18 protein-coding genes are annotated in these 17,204 nt (G+C 67.5%); 7 read left to right on the top strand and 11 right to left on the bottom strand.

The annotated features are described in order from the left end of the window. Positions 1-339 precede the first annotated feature (339 nt). The 3 genes from NN2_RS13085 to NN2_RS13075 all read right to left on the bottom strand — a co-directional run bounded on the left by NN2_RS13085 (position 340) and on the right by NN2_RS13075 (position 3,887). Complete coding sequence (locus NN2_RS13085) at positions 340-1,884, bottom strand: AMP-binding protein (protein ID WP_063013454.1); 1,545 nt, start codon at positions 1,882-1,884, stop codon at positions 340-342. An 8-nt stretch (positions 1,885-1,892) separates the two neighbouring features. Beyond that, complete coding sequence (locus NN2_RS13080; RefSeq protein ID WP_063013452.1) at positions 1,893-3,020, bottom strand: DUF5938 domain-containing protein; 1,128 nt, start codon at positions 3,018-3,020, stop codon at positions 1,893-1,895. Between the two features lie 63 nt (positions 3,021-3,083). Continuing rightward, positions 3,084-3,887: an SDR family NAD(P)-dependent oxidoreductase gene (locus NN2_RS13075; protein ID WP_030518069.1), complete on the bottom strand. Its 804-nt coding sequence runs from the start codon at positions 3,885-3,887 to the stop codon at positions 3,084-3,086. Between the two features lie 227 nt (positions 3,888-4,114). On the opposite strand from NN2_RS13075, the gene NN2_RS13070 reads away from it, so the two are divergent. Continuing rightward, a complete protein-coding gene (locus NN2_RS13070) occupies positions 4,115-4,783 on the top strand; it encodes a TetR/AcrR family transcriptional regulator (protein ID WP_063013575.1) in 669 nt (222 codons plus the stop codon). Positions 4,784-4,889: 106 nt separating this feature from the next. Here NN2_RS13070 and NN2_RS13065 read toward each other — a convergent pair whose 3' ends face one another. Further along, positions 4,890-5,783 carry an alpha/beta fold hydrolase gene (locus NN2_RS13065; RefSeq protein WP_063013450.1) on the bottom strand — a complete coding sequence of 298 codons (894 nt, stop codon included), beginning with the start codon at positions 5,781-5,783 and terminating at the stop codon, positions 4,890-4,892. A 177-nt stretch (positions 5,784-5,960) separates the two neighbouring features. On the opposite strand from NN2_RS13065, the gene NN2_RS13060 reads away from it, so the two are divergent. Then, positions 5,961-6,266, top strand: a complete 306-nt coding sequence (locus NN2_RS13060) for a hypothetical protein (protein ID WP_063013448.1) — start codon at positions 5,961-5,963, stop codon at positions 6,264-6,266. Positions 6,267-6,345: 79 nt separating this feature from the next. Here NN2_RS13060 and NN2_RS13055 read toward each other — a convergent pair whose 3' ends face one another. Beyond that, positions 6,346-6,696: a winged helix-turn-helix transcriptional regulator gene (locus NN2_RS13055; RefSeq protein WP_063013446.1), complete on the bottom strand. Its 351-nt coding sequence runs from the start codon at positions 6,694-6,696 to the stop codon at positions 6,346-6,348. Positions 6,697-6,839: 143 nt separating this feature from the next. On the opposite strand from NN2_RS13055, the gene NN2_RS13050 reads away from it, so the two are divergent. Next, the gene (locus tag NN2_RS13050) at positions 6,840-7,703 is read left to right on the top strand and encodes an NAD(P)-dependent oxidoreductase (protein WP_063013444.1); all 864 of its coding nucleotides are present in this window, start codon (positions 6,840-6,842) and stop codon (positions 7,701-7,703) included. 21 nt (positions 7,704-7,724) lie between these two features. Here the strand turns inward: NN2_RS13050 and NN2_RS13045 are convergent, their stop codons facing one another. Continuing rightward, on the bottom strand, positions 7,725-8,195 hold the full coding sequence (locus NN2_RS13045; RefSeq protein ID WP_156511323.1) for a hypothetical protein: 471 nt from the start codon (positions 8,193-8,195) through the stop codon (positions 7,725-7,727). A 96-nt stretch (positions 8,196-8,291) separates the two neighbouring features. Next, positions 8,292-9,236 (bottom strand): helix-turn-helix transcriptional regulator, encoded by a 945-nt coding sequence (locus NN2_RS13040; protein WP_063013440.1) that lies wholly within the window; start codon positions 9,234-9,236, stop codon positions 8,292-8,294. 128 nt (positions 9,237-9,364) lie between these two features. Between NN2_RS13040 and NN2_RS13035 the strand changes: the two genes are divergently transcribed. Both NN2_RS13035 and NN2_RS13030 read left to right on the top strand, forming a co-directional pair. Then, positions 9,365-10,804 (top strand): amidase, encoded by a 1,440-nt coding sequence (locus tag NN2_RS13035; protein ID WP_063013438.1) that lies wholly within the window; start codon positions 9,365-9,367, stop codon positions 10,802-10,804. A 48-nt stretch (positions 10,805-10,852) separates the two neighbouring features. Then, positions 10,853-12,091 (top strand): esterase/lipase family protein, encoded by a 1,239-nt coding sequence (locus tag NN2_RS13030; protein WP_063013436.1) that lies wholly within the window; start codon positions 10,853-10,855, stop codon positions 12,089-12,091. Between the two features lie 18 nt (positions 12,092-12,109). Here NN2_RS13030 and NN2_RS13025 read toward each other — a convergent pair whose 3' ends face one another. After that, positions 12,110-12,583 carry a hypothetical protein gene (locus NN2_RS13025; protein WP_063013434.1) on the bottom strand — a complete coding sequence of 158 codons (474 nt, stop codon included), beginning with the start codon at positions 12,581-12,583 and terminating at the stop codon, positions 12,110-12,112. Next, positions 12,580-12,747 carry a hypothetical protein gene (locus tag NN2_RS37120; protein WP_156511322.1) on the bottom strand — a complete coding sequence of 56 codons (168 nt, stop codon included), beginning with the start codon at positions 12,745-12,747 and terminating at the stop codon, positions 12,580-12,582. The genes NN2_RS13025 and NN2_RS37120 overlap by 4 nt, the downstream gene beginning before the upstream one ends. Before the next feature lie 123 nt (positions 12,748-12,870). Between NN2_RS37120 and pstS the strand changes: the two genes are divergently transcribed. Beyond that, positions 12,871-13,992, top strand: a complete 1,122-nt coding sequence (pstS, locus tag NN2_RS13020) for a phosphate ABC transporter substrate-binding protein PstS (protein WP_030518087.1) — start codon at positions 12,871-12,873, stop codon at positions 13,990-13,992. An 85-nt stretch (positions 13,993-14,077) separates the two neighbouring features. Here pstS and NN2_RS13015 read toward each other — a convergent pair whose 3' ends face one another. After that, positions 14,078-14,572 (bottom strand): MarR family winged helix-turn-helix transcriptional regulator, encoded by a 495-nt coding sequence (locus NN2_RS13015; RefSeq protein WP_063013432.1) that lies wholly within the window; start codon positions 14,570-14,572, stop codon positions 14,078-14,080. Next, complete coding sequence (locus tag NN2_RS13010) at positions 14,569-15,969, bottom strand: MFS transporter (RefSeq protein ID WP_063013430.1); 1,401 nt, start codon at positions 15,967-15,969, stop codon at positions 14,569-14,571. Before NN2_RS13010 ends, NN2_RS13015 begins: the two co-directional genes overlap by 4 nt. Before the next feature lie 631 nt (positions 15,970-16,600). On the opposite strand from NN2_RS13010, the gene NN2_RS13005 reads away from it, so the two are divergent. After that, positions 16,601-17,204 (top strand): DUF8020 domain-containing protein (locus NN2_RS13005; RefSeq protein ID WP_063010803.1); only part of this gene is annotated, 604 nt, incomplete at its 3' end.

The following is a 17,204-nucleotide window of genomic DNA, read 5'->3' as shown; positions in this document are numbered from 1 at the left end:
ACTATGAGCCCGAGACCACACCCGGCAACGATTCCCACAGCCGGTACCAGCCGACCTCGACGCTCCAAAATATCGGCTTGCACGCCACGGAATCCGTGGCCACCATCGTGCGATGAGTGCTGAACGTTCGGCGGCCTTGGCGCCCGGGGTCACGCCGCCGCGCCGAGTCGAGCCTTCCCGGCATCGATCGGGTCGAAATCCACTGCGACGCAGCCAACACTCGCAGCGCCGCCGTCGCCCGTAGGCTCGGATTCCACCTCGACCGGACCGAACGGCGCGATAAGGCCTCCCCCAACGACTCCGGCCACATGATGTTTTGGATCCGGCACTCGTCGGGGCTCACGTCGTCCGCATGTCCAACATCTTCGCCCGGACCTCGTTCTTGAGGATCTTGCCCACCTTCGAGCGAGGCAGCTCATTCCAGATCTCGATGTCCTTGGGCGCCTTCACACTTCCGATCCGTTGCTTGACGAAGGCGATGATGTCGTCGCCTGCGGTGTCGTGGCCGGCGCGGAGTTCGATTGCGGCGGTGACGCGTTCGCCCCACTTGGCATCGGGGAGGCCGACCACCGCCGAATCCTTGACCGCGGGATGTGCCGACAGGGCCTGCTCCACTTCCGCCGAATAGACGTTGAACCCGCCGGTGATGATCATGTCCTTCGCACGGTCGACCACGAACAGGAAGCCGTCGTCGTCCAGATAACCGATATCACCCGTGTGATGCCATCCGAAGGCGCTGACCTCCGCTGTCGCCGTGGGGTTTTCGTGATAGCCGTCCATCACCAGCGGTCCGCGGACGACGATCTCGCCGCGCTCTCCGCGCGGAAGCAGTGTGCCCACCGCGTCCATGATGGCGACGGTGGTCAACGGCGTCGGCCGGCCCGCCGACGTGAGACGCTCGGTCGCCACCGATCCGTCCGGGCGGAAGTGGTCGGCCGGTGCCAGCGTGGCGATCATGTTCGGGGCCTCGGTCTGCCCGAACAGCTGACCGAGAACGGGTCCGATCCGATGCAGGGCCTCTTCGAGCCGGGTCGGCGACATGGGAGCCGCGCCGTACCACAGGCAGCGCAGTGATCCGAGGTCGCGGCTGTCGAGGTCGGGATGGTCGAGGACGCCGTAGACAACGGTCGGCGGGAGGAAGGCGTGGGTAATGCGATGCCGCTCGATCGACGCGAGGAATTCGCCGATGTCGGGCGCCGGCATGATCACGACTTCGCCGCCGAGGCTCAGGATCGGAAAGGTCAGCACGCCGGCGGAATGCGTCAACGGCGCGAGCGCGAGGTAGCGCGGCCGGTCGCCGAACGGGTAGCTCATCAACGTCAGCGCCGTCGAGGTCATCATGTTGTCCTCGGTGAGCCGCACACCCTTCGGCCGCCCCGTGGTGCCACCGGTGCCGGCCAGCATGCACAGGCCGCCCTCCGGCCGGCGCGTCTCGTCGGGTTGCGCGAGATGCTCGGCGAGCCAGTCGTCGTAGCGCATCGCCCACTCGAATTCGCCGTCGAGACAGACGAGCCATTCCAGGCGGGGCAGGTGGCCGCGGATCCGGTCGACGAGCCCGGCGAACTTCTCCTGGAAGAACAGCAGCCGGCATCCGAACAGGTCGAACAGCTGGCGGTTCTCGTCGGCCTCGTTGCGGGGATTGACCGGGCACCACACCGCGCCCGCCCGCGATATGCCGAATACGCAGGTGAGTGCGAGGGGGTCGTTGGCCGACAGCACCGCCACCCGGTCGCCCGCCTCGATCCCGGTGTGCTGCAGCGCACCCGCGATGCGGACGGATCGATCCTGGACCTCGCCGTAGCTGGCGGTCACGCCGCCGGTCGTGAGGCAGGGTTCCCCACGACCGAGCGACGCACCTTTGTCGAGATAATCTGCGAGACGCATCGTGGACCTCAGCGGTGCACGCTGACGATGGGATCGAGCACGAGCCCGAACGCGCGTAGCGTCCCGAGCAGTTCCCGGTGCCCGAAAGCCTGGCAGCTGGAAGCGAATCCGACGCGCCGCGGTGGGCCCTGCAGCAGTTCGGCGGCGGCGTGCGCGTTGAGCAGGGCCGTCTGCTTGTAGTTGCAGTTGCCGTGGATCACGCAGTGTGCGCGCCCGAGCGGACCGGAGGCGTACACCGAGTCCAAAGAGGTGTTGATCCGGGGGTTCTCCCGCGGCGGCATCTCGCTGCGAATCGCTGCCGACTGCTCGTCGATGATCCGGTACTTCTCCTCCTCCGACTTACCTTCCATCTGCTGCAACGCCGCGGCCACCAACACCGGAACACCCTGCATCAGTGGACGATTGAACACCCCACCCAGCGCGCGGGCGTTGGCGACGCGTGGATCGTTCTTGAACCACACCGGGTGTGAGGTGCCGCCCCAGGGCAGCGCCAGGCCGAGTTCGTGCTGTCCCGGCACGCTGACGGTGTAGAGCCCCTCCTCGGGAGGCCATTCGACGTACTCGTTCTGTTCCAGGTAGTACGCCTTGGCGAAGGCCGCGTTGGTGAGGATGGTGTTGGTCGAGGCCACGGTGGGATGGCCCTTCCAGAACACCTGGATGTCGAGGGTGTCGAGGCCGGGATTCTCCAGGCAGATGTTCGCGGCGATCTCACCGATCGAGTACATCTGCGCCAAGCCGGGCGTGAGAAGCAGTCCGCGCGAGGCGAAGTCGGCGCTGTACCGGTCTTGCGCGTCGATCATCCAGTTCTGCTCACCGTTGGTGTCGGTGTAGTGGGCGCCGATCTCCAGGCAGGCTTGCACTGCTTCGTGGCCGTAGCGAGCGAAGGGACCGACGGTGTTGAGCACGACATCCGCGCCTCGGAATGCCTCGGCCAGTGCAGCGGTGGTGTGCTCGACCTCGACGATCTCGTGGTCGACGGTGTCGATGCCCGGCACGGCCTCGACGGCGGCCTTGACGCGACCGTGGTCGCGACCGGCGGCGAGGAACGGAATGTTGTACTCGCGCAAATACTCACAGATAAGACGACCGGTGTAACCGGAGGCACCGTAGACGACGACGCGCTTGTCGGTGGGCATGGCTGGACTCCTCTGAAGGTGGGGGGTGTCGGTGAAAGCTGTTGCGACGGTCGAAGATCCGGGCTACATCCCCATGCCTCCGTCGACGGGGAGGCCCGCTCCGGTGATGAATTTCGCCGCGTCCGAGACGAGGAATACGACGGCGTCGGCCATATCGTCGACCTGGCCGAGGCGGCCGAGCGGCGTCAGCTCGGCGACGGCTTGCGCGGCGGCCTCGGGAGAGGGGAAGAGCCCGAGTTCGGCGCAGTCGACGGCGAGTTTGTTGCCCATGGCGGTCGGGGTCAGCGCCGGGTAGATGCAGTTGACCCGCACCCCGTAGCCGAGTTTGCCGGATTCGGCCGCGGCGACCCTGGTGAGGCGGTCGATGCCGGATTTGGTCGCCGAGTACATGCTGATGCCCGGGAACGCGATCGTCGCCGCCACCGACGCGATGTTGACCACCGCTCCCCCGTTGCCCGCCACACCGCCGGGGCGCATGGCGCGAAAGGCGTGCTTGATACCGAGCGCGGTGCCCAGCAGGTTGATCTCCATCATCTTCGATGTCGCTACGGGGTCGAGATCGACCAGCAGGTTCGTGACCTCGACGCCCGCGTTGTTCACGACGATGTCCAGTCCGCCCAGCGCCTGCACCGTGGTGGTGGTCGCGGCCTCCCACGCGGCGTCGTCGGTGACGTCGAACGCGATGAATTCGGCTTTCGCCCCTGCCTTCCGCAGCGCCTCGACGGCTTGCCGGCCGCCCTCGACGTCGATGTCGCCGATCGCCACCGAGGCGCCCGCCGCCGCGAGCGCTCGAGCCATGCCGGCCCCCAGGCCCTGTGCCCCGCCGGTCACCAGTGCGGTGCGTCCGGCCAGGTTGTAGCTCGTCATATCGATACCTCTTCGTCGAGATCCGCAAGCGTCGCGAACTTGCGAGCGTGATGTGGGAGACAGTCATCAGTCGATGTGTCGCAGGCCACAGTAAACAGAAATCTTGACACTCGTCAAGACTTTTCTTGACAGACGTCAAGACTTCCTTGGACACTCGTCAAAAGGACGCCGCACGGGCACCGCTACACTCACAGGACAGATATGACGTGACCCGGACAGGACTCAACGTGACGCAGGTCGCCGACCCCAAAGCCCGCGTGGAAGAACGCGCCCGCGACAAGTTCCAGGCGCGGCGCAACGAGCTGGCCAGGGCCACTCTGCACACGCTGGCCGAACTCGGTTACGCGCGCACGAGCCTGCGCGAGATTGCACAGAACTCCGAGTACTCGCACGGCGTACTCCACTACTACTTCACCGACAAACTCGACCTGATCGCCCACGCCGTACGCCAATACGAGGCCGTCTGCGTCACCCGCTACGACGAGGTCTGCGCGGCGGCCGAGAGTGCCGAGCAGCTGCGTACCGAGTTCGCCGCGACCTTCTTCGGGACCCTCCAGGCCGACGCGGCGATACACCGGCTCTGGTACGACCTGCGCAACCAGAGCCTGTTCGACGACTCGTTCCGCGCCGACGTCCTCGACATCGAGGCCCGCCGGGAGGAGATGATCTGGCGGGTCGTCTCACGCTACTGCGAACTTTCCGGCACGGAACCGGCGCTGACGCCCGCCACCGTCTACGTCACCATCGACGGGATCTTTCAGCGCACACTGCTGCACCACATCGCCGGCCGCGCAGCCGAAATCGACCGAGCCCGCGACCAGCTCGACGCGGTGTTCGCCCTACTGAGCGCACCGACCGGCCGAAACCGGAACGACGCGCCCTCACCACCGAAGTGAGACGGAACCGGCAATCCCACACTCCCCCGATCTCCGAATGAAGTAGCGCTCTGCGAGCCGAAAGGTTCTCGGTCCGTTGCGCTTTCGAGGGCGTGGGGGCCGGTTGTCATGGTTGGGCGAAGAACTCGCGGAGAGAGGGGGCGACGGCGGTGGGGTTGCCGCCGCCGTTGGTCTGGCTGGGGTCGGCGGGTGAGCCGTGGTCCAGGCCGGGCAGCGTCACGCGCCGGTTGTGCGGGAGGGTGGCGGCGAGGTCGTCGAGGGCGGGCATGAGGAAGCGCGGGCCCTTCTTCGTACCGGACATCAACAGCACGTCCTGGTCGATGTTCGCGAAAGTGGTTAGGCTGCCTGCCATTTGGCCCAGAATGACGCAATCCCAGCGCAGAGTGGGGGCGAGCGCGCGCATGGTCACGTCGCCGGGGCCGGATTTCTTGTCCTCGGCGGACATGGCCTTGTCGGTGAGGGCGGCGAGCAGTCCGCGGGGCATGACACGCATCGCCGCGGGGGCCAGATCGAAGCCGTACATGCAGGTGATCAGGGCCGCGCCGACCTTACCGGCGGCCATTTCCCGGTCGAAGCGGGGCAGCCAGTCGGTGTAGCGGGTCTCGTCGGCGCGTAGCAGGGCGGGCTCATAGAGGGCGATCTTGCGGATCTGCGGCAGAGTGCGGGCCGCCTCCAGGACGATCAGGCCACTGGAGCTGATGCCGAAGACCATGTCGGCGCCGGATTCCTGCACGACGGCGGCGAGATCGGCGACCTCCGTGCGAATTCCGTGGTCGAGCCGATGCGGCCCCGAGGCGCCGCGGCCACGACGGTCGGGCAGGTAGACGGTGAATTCGTCGGCCAGGGCCAGGGCGAGGCCGGTCAGGCTGCGCCCGGACTGGTTGCTGCCGTGCAGCAGGACCAGCGCCGGTCCGCGTCCGACGCGCAGATAGCCGATACGGGTGCCGTCCTCGGAGCGGACGGCACCGGGGGTCAATTCGGTGGCGAGCGAAGCGTTCATATCTCGAATAGTGTCACAGAGACTAGTGTCTTTGCAACTAGTCTTACTAGTTTCTTCGAAACTAGTTTCCTGGGCGCTTTCCATGTCGTGGATTCAGCAGACCTACCAGGAAAAACCCGGCGCCGACACGAGCCGCACACCGTGATCGCGGACAGGTGTCGCGACTAAGTTGCCGATATGGCTCTCGCGCTCGACCCACCCGTGGTCGCCTCCGCGACCGACACCGGCCTGATCCTCGACATCGTCAGCATCACCATCGCCGACCCCCTCGGCCGCGGCGAACCCCACCTGCGACTACGCGACGGCACCACGATCGCACTGCCTGTACCGCTGCGCGACTGGGCGATGACGATGCTCGTCACCCACCACCACCGCGCCGGCGACGAAGTCCCGATCTTCCCTTGCCGCATCGAGTTCGGCGTCCGCGACGGCCACATGTACGCCCGACCCCTATCCCCCGCCGAGAACCACGACGCGCAGTAGCGGGATCGACGCCACCCACGGTCCGGTCGCCGCCACGGCGGCAGCGTTGCGCGGCGGCTCGTCGCTGACCAGGGCCCGTTCAGCCGTGGATTCGCGATGCGCCGATACGGTCGATACGAGCACGCCCCCACGCTCCGAGCGGTTCCAGGGCGGCGTTCAGCGCCGAACCCAGTTCGGTGAGTTCGTATTCCACGCGCGGCGGAACCTCCGGGAAGACGTTGCGGGCGATGATGTCGTCTTCCTCGAGTTCGCGCAGATGCTGGATGAGCATCTTCTCCGAGACACCGGGCAGCCCCCGGCGGAGTTCCCCGAATCGGCGGACGCCGTGCGCTTCCAGCTCCCAGAGTATGAGCGGTTTCCACTTGCCGCCGAGCACGTCCATGGCGGCGTCGATGCCGCAGAAGTATGGTCCGGATCTCTTCGCGCCCATCGGCACCCTCGCTACCTGTTCACACACCTGCCGGTAAGTACCCGACCGAATAGTAGGTACTTGTCGAATGAACGGCCTTGCCGCAGGGTTGATTCCAGCGCGCTGACCAGAACGTTTCCCAGTTTCCAAGGAGTTGATCCGCAATGGCGGAACAGACGACAGTGACGGTTCTCGGGCTCGGCGCGATGGGCCGCGCACTGGCCGCGGCGTTCGTGCGAGGCGGCCACCCGACAACGGTGTGGAACCGGACCGCGGGCAAGGATGCCGACCTGATCGCCTCCGGCGCCACCCGCGCATCCTCGATCATCGACGCGGTGCGGGCGAGCGATGTCATCGTGACCGTGCTGCTCGACCACGCCTCCGTCCATGCCACGCTGGACCCGGTTGCCGGACAGCTACGGGGGCGGCAGCTGATCAATCTCACCAGTACCGCACCCGAAGAGGCCCGGGAGCTGGGCCGCTGGGCCGCCGCTCACGGCATCGACCATCTCGACGGCGGCATCATGGCGGTCCCGCAGATGATCGGCGGGCCGGGCTCGTCGGTTCTCTACAGCGGATCCCGCGCGGTATTCGACGCGCATCGCGAAGCTCTCGAATTGCTCGGCACCGCGGAGTATTTCGGCGCGGACGCCGGTCTCGCCTCGCTGTACGACTTCGCCCTGCTGGCCGGGATGTACACGATGTTCACCGGATTCCTGCATGGTGCGGCCATGGTCGCCTCGGCCGGGCAGTCGGTCGCGGCGTTCTCCGATCGCGCCGCCGCATGGGCCAGTGCCATGTCGCAATCGCTGCCCGAGTACGGACGGATCATCGAATCCGGGGATTACACCACCGATCGGCAACATCTGGCCTTCCAGAAGGCAGCGCTGGACGCGATCGTGCGCGCCAGCCGCGATGCCGGCGTCGCCCTCGACATGGTCGCGCCGGTCAAGAATCTGATCGACCGCCAGGTCGCCGATGGGCACGGGACACTGGCGTTCGCGCGAACCTTCGAAGAACTGCGATGAAATGGCTCGCCGGCGAGCTACTCAGTGGGTTCGCGCCGGCGACAGGCGCGCGATCTGGTTCCGGAAGCTTTCCCGAAGAGCGGCTTCTGTGAAATCCGAACGGGCGGCGGGATCTCTGGCGACTCGGCTCTCCCAATGGAGACGAGCATCGTTCTTGGAGATCCTCTTCGCTCCATGCCCGGGAAGGGCCCGGTACGCGCCGGGTTGAGGGACGGGGCGGTGCATGAATGCCCAGCCGCCGGTCCAATCGATCCGCAACTGCAGGCGCGCACCGGGATAGAAGTCGAGGAGCCACCCTCGTCCGGTCAGCAATGATCGCTCGAGGGACGGGACCTGCCGCGCGCGGCAGGTCGCCGCGATTTCAGGCGCGAGGCGGTCCAGGGCGACGATCACGTCCTGCCATGTCACAGGCGCGTCCGTCTCCGGCGCAGACTTGTTCGATTCCGGCTCTGCTTCCGGTGTCTGCCAGCGAATCCGCTGTCCGATCCCCACGGATGAACAGGTTCGCACGACTACCACCTTCCTGCAAGCGAGCAGGTTCGAAGTGGGGGTCATGGAACAGGCCGGAGGCAAATTGCCTGTTGATGGTCACGCGGAACGGCACAGCCCGAGGCGTGTCGCGTAGACGGCCGCGGCGGTCCGGTTGGACGATCCCGTGCGGCGCAGGATCGCCTCCACGTGGGTGGCGACCGTCGATGTGCCGATCCGCAGGGTGCGGGCTATCTCGGTGTTGGCCGCACCGTACGAAAGCAGTTCCAGCACTTCGAGTTCCCGCAGCGTCAGTCCCGCCGGCGGCGGCACGGGGCGGTGCCGGACGAGGGTGCCACCGTGGACCGCGTCCAGGCGGACCTCGTGCACTTGCGCGCCGTGGATCACCGTCACCGCCGCAGGCCGGTCATGACCGATCAGGGCGGCGGCCAGGTCCGTGCGGGCGCCTGCGGTCAACGGGCGTGGGGTGCCGTCGCGATCGATGAGCAGGGCCTCCTCGCCCGCGCCGATCGCGATGGCGCCGCCGTTCGTCGGGCGCAGCGGATCGACCGCGGCGGCGAGCGCATCGGAGACCAGGGTGGTCAGCGGCAGGGTGTGCTCGTCGAGCGGGGTGTAGGTACTCAGGTTCAGCAAGCCGAGGTAGCGGCCGTGCGGGGAGTACAGGCAGTGGCTGAGCCCGTCGCGAAAGCCGTTGCGCCGGATGACGTCGAAGACGACGCCGCGCCGTCGCCGCCCGTCCACGTCGTGCAGCAGTACCGGGAGCCTGGTCTCGCGCAGTTCGTCGTACAGCTCCATCGCCGGCATGGCGTCGTTGATCAGGTCCAGCGTCGGGGTGCTGTAGCCGAAGTTGGTGTAGGTGGTGTGCTCGCCGGTCACCGGGTCCGGGATCGACAGCGCGGCATGGTCGTAGGGCACCACTCGGCGCAGCGCGAACAGCAGACGGCCCGCCTGCTGTTTGAGAGGTTCGCCCTCGGGTGATCCGGCCGCCGCGTCCCGGAGTTCGAGCGCGGCGGCGAGACGCGCACGCACCGCCGACTCGCTCATGCGGTCATGGTAGGTGCGCGGCTAGCGACTTGTCCGCGATTGCGCCTCCGCAATTCTGCCGATACGCGCAGTGATGTTCGCTCCTACCCTTCGCCCATCCTGCCCGCGAAGCACGAGGAGAAAATCGCATGGATGTCGCCGAATACGCCGCACACGACGCCACCGGCCTGGCGGAGCTGATCCGCGACGGTCAGGTCAGCGCGGCCGAGGTCTGGACGGCCGCCGCGACCGCCCTGGACGCGGTCGAGCCCGAACTGGCCGCCGTGGCGGGTGAGCGCTTCGACAAACCGCTCGACTACGACGAGTCCGGTCCGTTCGCCGGTGTGCCGTTCGCGCTCAAGGACCTCATCGCACACGCGGGCGGGGTGCCGAGCCGCAGCGGCAGCAGGCTGTTCGGTGCGGGTGTCGCCCACCCGGAGGACACCCATCTGGTGGCGCGGTACCGCCGCGCGGGCTTGGCGATCGGCGCGATCACCCGTAGCCCGGAGTTCGGGTTCAATGCCACCACCGAAGCCCTCGCCTACGGCGGACCGAGCCGCAACCCCTGGGCCACCGACCGCAGCCCCGGCGGTTCCAGCGGCGCCTCGGCGGCGCTGGTCGCCGGCGGCGCGCTGCCGATGGCGCACGCCAACGACGGCGGCGGTTCGATCCGCATCCCCGCCGCCGCGTGCGGTGTGGTCGGCCTCAAGCCGAGCCGAGGGCGGACCACACCCGGCCCGGACTTCGCCGACCCGCTGCTGGGGCTCGGCATCGAATTCGCCGTCACCCGCACCGTGCGCGACAGCGCGCGGCTGCTCGACGCGGTGCACGGCGCCGAGCCCGGCGATCGCTATCTGCTGCCCGGCCCGGTGCGCAGCTACGCCGAGCACGCCGCCGCCGGTTCGCGCCCACTGCGAATCGCCGTCACCGCGACCCCGATGGACGGTGGTCGCGCCGTCGACCCGGAATGCGTGGCCGCGGTAAAGCACGTAGCCGAGCGATTGGCCGAGATGGGGCACATCGTCGAGGAGGCCGCGCCGGAACTCGATGTGGCGGCCTTCGACAAGGCCAACCTCGACGCGTGGTGCAGTTTCCTCGCCGACGCCGTCCTGGGTGCCTCGGCGCAGCTGGGCGTGCAGGCGAGCCGGGAGCACCTGGAGGCGACCACGCTGGCGTGCGTCGAATACGGAAAGACGCTGTCCGCCTTCGACATCTACGCCGCCGACCGGGTGTTCAACCAGACCACCCGCGCGGTCGCGGGCTTCCTCACCCGCTACGACGCGCTGCTGACGCCCACGACCAGCGCGCCGCCGATCCCGCTGGGTCACCTCGACGCCGACGACGCCTCGCTGAGCGCCCGCGAGTGGTACGACCGCATCTTCGACTACGGCAGCTTCACCGCGCTGTTCAACGTCACCGGTATGCCCGCCATCTCGCTGCCGCTGGCCGAATCCGCGGCGGGGTTGCCGATCGGCATCCAGTTCGCCGGCCGCCACGGCGACGAGGCCACGCTGCTGGCGCTGGCCGGGGATCTCGAGCGCGCCATGCCGTGGGCGGACCGCCGTCCGGCCGTGCACGCGGGGCGGTAGCAATCACGGCAGCTGACCAATTTCAGTGGACAGTCATACACTGAATGGGTGAGCGATCGGCAGGAGGAGATCGAGGCGCTCGCCCGATTGGCCGGCGATGAACTAGGCGGTGCCGTCGATGGGATCGCCGCGGTACATCGTGCCATCTCCGATCACGTTTTCGCTGCCGTGCGGTTGGGGGTCGGCCCGGCCGCACGTCCGGCGCAGGTGGTACACGACACCATCGCCGACAACGTGTACCGGATCGTCAGCGGTTCCGCGGTGGCGGCGGGCACGCTCGCCGGACATGCCGCGACGTTCTCCGAGGTGCCCACCCCGTCGCGCACGGTTTTCGGCTCCGGCTTGCTCGCGGCCCTGCAGGGGTTGATCGGCGACACTCTCGCCCAGCAGCGGCCGATTCTGGCCGCGCCCATGGCATTTCGTTCCGACGGCGACCCGGTGGAGCCGGAACGGCTCGTGGAGCACATCACGAACCCGAGCAGTCGAGTCGTGATCTTCCTGCACGGTCTCGCGGAAACCGAACACGCGTGGCGTCTCGGCGGCAGACCGACCTACGCCGAACGACTCGAGGCCGATCTCGGCTGCACATCCCTTCAGGTGCGATACAACAGCGGTCTGCACATTTCCGAGAACGCCCAGCAACTGAACGACCTGTTACAGCGCCTCGCCGAGCACTGGCCGGTCGAGATCGAACAGTTGTCGCTGGTCGGCCATTCGATGGGCGGGCTCATCGCCCGCAGCGCGTGTTTCGACGCCGCCGAGCAGCGACGTTCCTGGGTACGGCACGTGCGCCAGCTGGTCTGCCTCGGGTCACCTCATCTGGGAGCACCGCTCGAGCAAATCGTCCATTACCTCTCCGCAGCACTGGTCCGCGTCCCGGAGACCCGCCCCTTCGGACGGCTCCTACGCCGCCGCAGTGCGGGCATCCGCGATCTGCGCGATGGTTCACTCGTCGATCAGGACTGGGACGGTGTGGACGCGGATGCGTTGCGCCGCAAAGCGATCCGCGAGATCCCACTCCTCGAGGGCGCCGATCACTACTTCGTCACCGCGACCATAACTCGCAGCCCGCGAAATCCCCTGGGCCACTTGATCGGGGACGGTCTGGTGCTGACCACGAGCGGTTCGGGCCGGAATCGCGCCCGCCGGATAGGTTTCGACGACGACAACGGCCTGCACCTACCCGGCGCGAATCATTTCACGCTACTCAATCACGAGGCAGTCTATGAGGCATTGACCCACTGGCTGCGCGGCGAGCGCGAACAGAAGTCGCTTCGTCCAGGCTGACCCCGCCCGTTCGACCGATCACACGTCATTCCCCACATCGCGATTCGGCTCCGGTTGTTCGGACACGATCCAGCGACCGGTTGCCGGAACCGCGCACAGGATGAGGATCAGCAGGCTCACCGCGATCGGCATGTACAAGAAGGCGAAGCCTCTGTTGACAAGTTGCACCACGCTCCCGACCAGCGCCGCCCCCGACGCGAGGATCAACAGGACTCGGCCCGTCCTCATGTACATCAGCAGCAGGAATCCTCCGACAACCCAGGCCGGTCCGATGACAGCGGCGACGATGCCCATGGCGACCAGGTCCGAGGATGGGCTGATCTCGGTCGGCGCTTCGCGGGCCTGGTCCTCGATTCCGGCGATCGTGTAGAGAACCCACAGGATTCCGGCGATGCCGGCGAGCAGGCCGACTATCAGCGCTGTGATGGCTGCGGCGATGGCCGTCGCACCATGCGGCCCAAACGACTCCGGGTTTGCCTGCGGATCTCTCACACCACCGCCCCCTCATCGTTTCGGGTGAGACTACCTCGCGGTGCCGAGAGCCACGTGCCGTCGTGCACCTCGCTGTCGCCGCGCCAGGATTTCGGCTCGACCACCGTGACCGCACGTAAGCGCGAGTTCACCGAGCGTTTGCCCGCCGCTGAGCCGGTGTGCATCCGGCTGCCCTAGTTTCTGGCAAGGGTGGCCCGGCTGCCGCCCGGCGTGCACGTTCCGCAGGAACGGCAGAGATATGCCGCACCGGGGACAACCGGTTGCGGCCGAGCAGGTCCGGAGGATCAGTGAACGTGAAGAAGAGCAGCGCGCTCCTCGGCGTCGTCGCCGCGGCGGGCGTCCTCGCGCTGAGCGCGTGCGGCAGCGACGACAATTCCGCGGCGCCCGGCGGCGCGGCGATCAGCAAGGTCAGCGTCGACTGCGGCGGCAAGAAGGCGCTGAAGGCCAGCGGCTCGTCTGCCCAGAAGAACGCGATGGACCGTTTCGTCACGGCCTATCAGACGAACTGCCCGGACCACAACCTCGACTACACCTCCAGTGGATCCGGTGCCGGTCTCAACGACTTCTTCGGCGGCCAGACCGATTTCGCCGGCTCGGACTCCCCGCTCGACGCGGCCAAGGGCGAGTACGACAAGGCGCAGGCCCGGTGTGGTTCGCCCGCGTGGAACCTGCCGACCGTGTACGGCCCCATCGCGATCACCTTCAACGTGCCCGGCGTCGACCACCTCGCCCTCGATGGGCCGACGGCGGCCAAGATCTTCAACGGTCAGATCACCAAGTGGAACGACCCGGCGATCGCGGCGCTCAACACCGCGAGCACACTCCCGGATCTGCCCGTTCACGTCGTATTCCGCAGCGACGAGTCGGGCACCAGCGACAACTTCCAGCACTACCTCGACGCGGCGTCGAAGGGCGCTTGGGGCAAGGGCGCGGGTAAGAGCTTCGCCGGTGGCGTCGGCGAGGGGGCCAAGGGCAACGAGGGCACGTCGGCGGCGATCGGTCGTACTCCCGGCTCGATCACCTACAACGAGTGGTCGTTCGCCAAGGCGCAGAACCTGCACATGGCGAGCATCGTCACCGACGCCGCGGGCGGCAAGCCGGTCGATCTGAGCGTCGACTCGGCACAGAAGGCGGTCGCCGGCGTCAAGGTCAAGGGTCAGGGCAACGATCTGGTGCTCGACACCAGCTCCTTCTACAACCCGACCGACCCGGGCGCCTACCCGATCATGCTGGCCACCTACGAGGTGGTGTGCTCGAAGTACTCCGACGCGAGCACCGCCACCGCGGTCAAGGCCTTCCTCACCTCGGCCACCGACAACGGCCAGACCGGTTTGGACACAAGCGGTTACATTCCGATCCCGGATTCGTTCAAGACCAAACTCGGCACGGCGATCAACGCCATCTCCTGACCGTCTTCCGCAAGACGAGTGTGCCCGTGGTCCCGGCCGGGACCACGGGCACACTCGTCTTGCGGTGGGGCGCGGAGCCTTTCGACTAGGACGAGGCCGAACGGTCGTCCCGCGGGGGCTCGGTGAGCGCATCGACGGCGCTGGTCAGCTCGGCGAGCGCCGGCGTGGCCGCGGTGAGAAGATGCTGCCACCCGGGGTGCAACGACGACAATGCCGCACGCAGGATGGCCGTGTTGGTCGCCTGCCACTCCTGGACCGCTTGCCGGCCCGCGGCCGTCAGAGTCAGGGTCACCGCGCGCCGGTCGTCGCCGCCCGCCCGGGCCATCATGCCGCGCTGAGTCAGTGCGTTCGCCAAGGTCGTCACCGTATTCGGGGCCAATTGCAGGAGGCGAGCCACCTGACCGGGCCGCACCCCTGGGTGGTCGCCCACGCACGACAGCAGTTCCAACTGCGCGACCGACAGGGTCGCCGCAGGTTCGGCGGTGCGCGCTGCTCGCCGCATGGCGCGTCGGAGCCTGGCGATGACATCGGCCAGAGCCACTTCGCCGAGGTCGCCGATGTCGGCGGACGGTCCCTTCATCGGGCTGCTGCCTTTCGCTGCACTGGTTCGGCGCGCCGTTGACATGTGGTGGCCAGAGCCGCGGCGGCCACGATCGACAGTACGGCCACGGCCACCCGCGCGCCGTCGGCCGGCAGATGCGCGGCGTCGCACAGATGGAGAGAGAGTGTCACCACCGCCACCCCGCCCGCCGTTCCCAGACCGCGAGCCATGTTCACCGATCCGCCCGCCGTGCCGGAGCGGTGCTCGGGGACCGCGGTCATGATGACGGCGTTGTTTCCGGGAATGAACATGCCCAGACCGATGCCGAGCACCGCCAGCCAGATCGCCGCCCACCACGGCGCCGTCGGCTCGATCGCGATCGCCGCGGTGGCGATCACCATGATCGTCGCGCCGACGCGTTCCCTGCCCTCGGCGCGCCATCGGTTCGGCAGCACCCGCGCACCCCCGACCGCGGCCACGGCGAATCCGGCCGGCAGCGCCGTGAGGAGCAACCCGGTGCCGACCGCGCCGGCCGATGCGATCTGCGGAAACAATGCCAGCGGGCCGAACAGCACCAGATACGCCGCCCATGCTCCGAGAAGGCCGCGTCGCAGCGGCGGATGTGCGAACTGCGCCGGATCGATCAGCGGATGCTCGGTCCTTCTCTCCCACCACCACAGGCCCACGGCGCAGGCGATCGCGAATGCCGCCGGGAACACCGACGTCCACGCCGGCACCCCGAATCCGGAAACCGCCGATGCGGCGGTCAGAACTCCGGCGGCGCCGCCGATGAGCAGCAGCAGACCCGGCACATCGAATCCGGTCAACCGCGCGCGAGTACGCGTGCGCGGCAACAGGTATCGCCCCGCGACAACCGCCAGACACCCCACCGGCACATTGATCGCGTACACCCACCGCCAGCCCAGCGAGGCCACGACCACTCCCCCGACCAGCGGTCCGAGCGCCAGACCCAGCGCCTGCGCACCGGCCTGCACTCCCAGCGCAGTGCGGATCCGACGTGCCGCGACACTCGTTGCCACCAGCGCCACGCTGTTGGCTTGCAGCATCGCCGCCCCCACCGCCTGCAGAACCCGAAAACCTGTGAGCCACCACAGGTTCGGCGCCAGCGCGCACAGGCCGGAGGCGAGGGTGAAGATCACGAAACCCTGAAGGTAGACGAACTTGCGTCCGGCAGCGTCGGACACTCTTCCAGCCGCGACCACCAAACCCACGAGGGTCACCAGGTAGGCGAGCGACACCCATTGCACACTCGCCAGCGGAGTTCCGAACTCCGACTGCAGCGCCGGGAACGTGAGAGTGACGATGCTGGCATCCAGTTGTCCCATGAACGCACCGAGACAGACCGCCGACACCGCCATCCATCCGGCCCACCGATGCTCCCTGATCACCCGCGGACGCGGCGACTCGACAACCATCGCTTCCTTCGACCATAGTTCTGCTACAGAAGTACCTAGAGACTGACCCGCGCACGTCGGATTGTCAAAATCGATCCACATTGGATCTATGTGCTCACGATCGCCCGTGAGGATGCATGATCACGATCTGTTACAGAATAATTTCGCTGAAGTTCACCGCCTGGTTCGCGGCTGCGCAAGTATCCGGACAGACCGACGGAACTTTCGGAACTACCGCCCGGTGCCGCGCCCGGCCCCGCGCGGATCTCGTCGCCATGTGACAACCGGTTCCGAATCGGCCGGCACTCATCGCCATCAGGAGACGGGAAGCCGACACCGACAATCAACGCGGCTCGCGCACCGAATTCGAATCCGGCAACACGACGTCGGGCAAATCGGTGAAATATTCAAAGAGGTTGAGGGCCAAAGCATGTGATCCTGCCCACATCCAAAAGCGCATCCCCGCCTTTCTTGTTCGCCGCCTCGCCCCGAAGGGGGCCACACCCTGCTGATTTCAGCCGCTGTCCGACAACAAGGGGCGCGAGATGAACGAGGTTTGAATGAACAATATTTCGGTGTTCACTGCCCGTTAGCTGGCCTGGTCTGTGATTCCTTCGTCCCTGAACCACTCTGTATCGAGGTTCCGCAGAAAATGATGATGAGGAAATTCGCCGCGACCGCCGCCATGCTGGTCGCCGCCGTCGGCGTCGCGGCCGGTACCGCGAACGCCGATCCCGCCGCCCCCGCAGCGCCCGAAAGCGTCTACTACAAGGCCAGCGTCGTCGACAACGACAAAGCCGTCATCAAGACCGACGGTGGCTCGATCGTCAACGAAGACGGCATGCTCAAGATCAAGGCCGCCAACGGCGCCGTGCTCGCCGGCACCCCGCTGAACTTCCGGGTCGACGACTTCGAGTTCCCGATCGCCGCCGACATCTCCGGCAACACCGCCACCCTGACCCCCCAGTACGACGTGGCGCACGCGGTCTACAAGCCGGTCGCCCTCCCCTTCGAGGACTCGGCCCCCTTCAAGACCCCTTACGACCGTGAGGTCGCCGCGTTCAACCGCCTGAAGGACACCATCTCCACCGGTGCCACCATCGGCACGCTGGCCGGTGGTATCGGCGGCGCGGTCATCGGCTGCATCGCCGGCGCCGCCCTCGGTGTCGTCGCCACCGGTGCGCTGGCCACCCTGTTCGGCCTCGGCCCGCTCGGCGGCTGTGTCGCCGGCGCCGCCGCCGTCGGCTTCCTGGGGG

The organism is Nocardia nova NBRC 15556 (assembly GCF_001613005.1).
Classification (GTDB): domain Bacteria; phylum Actinomycetota; class Actinomycetes; order Mycobacteriales; family Mycobacteriaceae; genus Nocardia; species Nocardia nova.
This window is presented reverse-complemented; position numbering and strand designations above follow the sequence as displayed.

What these genes read in the sequence shown, in the direction of transcription:
- NN2_RS13085 (WP_063013454.1), bottom strand. Translation starts at nt 1,884, where the DNA reads ATGCGTCTCGCAGATTATCTCGACAAAGGTGCGTCGCTCGGTCGTGGG.
- NN2_RS13080 (WP_063013452.1), bottom strand. Translation starts at nt 3,020, where the DNA reads ATGCCCACCGACAAGCGCGTCGTCGTCTACGGTGCCTCCGGTTACACC.
- NN2_RS13075 (WP_030518069.1), bottom strand. Translation starts at nt 3,887, where the DNA reads ATGACGAGCTACAACCTGGCCGGACGCACCGCACTGGTGACCGGCGGG.
- NN2_RS13065 (WP_063013450.1), bottom strand. Translation starts at nt 5,783, where the DNA reads ATGAACGCTTCGCTCGCCACCGAATTGACCCCCGGTGCCGTCCGCTCC.
- NN2_RS13060 (WP_063013448.1), top strand. Translation starts at nt 5,961, where the DNA reads ATGGCTCTCGCGCTCGACCCACCCGTGGTCGCCTCCGCGACCGACACC.
- NN2_RS13055 (WP_063013446.1), bottom strand. Translation starts at nt 6,696, where the DNA reads ATGGGCGCGAAGAGATCCGGACCATACTTCTGCGGCATCGACGCCGCC.
- NN2_RS13050 (WP_063013444.1), top strand. Translation starts at nt 6,840, where the DNA reads ATGGCGGAACAGACGACAGTGACGGTTCTCGGGCTCGGCGCGATGGGC.
- NN2_RS13040 (WP_063013440.1), bottom strand. Translation starts at nt 9,236, where the DNA reads ATGAGCGAGTCGGCGGTGCGTGCGCGTCTCGCCGCCGCGCTCGAACTC.
- NN2_RS13035 (WP_063013438.1), top strand. Translation starts at nt 9,365, where the DNA reads ATGGATGTCGCCGAATACGCCGCACACGACGCCACCGGCCTGGCGGAG.
- NN2_RS37120 (WP_156511322.1), bottom strand. Translation starts at nt 12,747, where the DNA reads ATGCACACCGGCTCAGCGGCGGGCAAACGCTCGGTGAACTCGCGCTTA.
- NN2_RS13015 (WP_063013432.1), bottom strand. Translation starts at nt 14,572, where the DNA reads ATGAAGGGACCGTCCGCCGACATCGGCGACCTCGGCGAAGTGGCTCTG.
- NN2_RS13010 (WP_063013430.1), bottom strand. Translation starts at nt 15,969, where the DNA reads ATGGTTGTCGAGTCGCCGCGTCCGCGGGTGATCAGGGAGCATCGGTGG.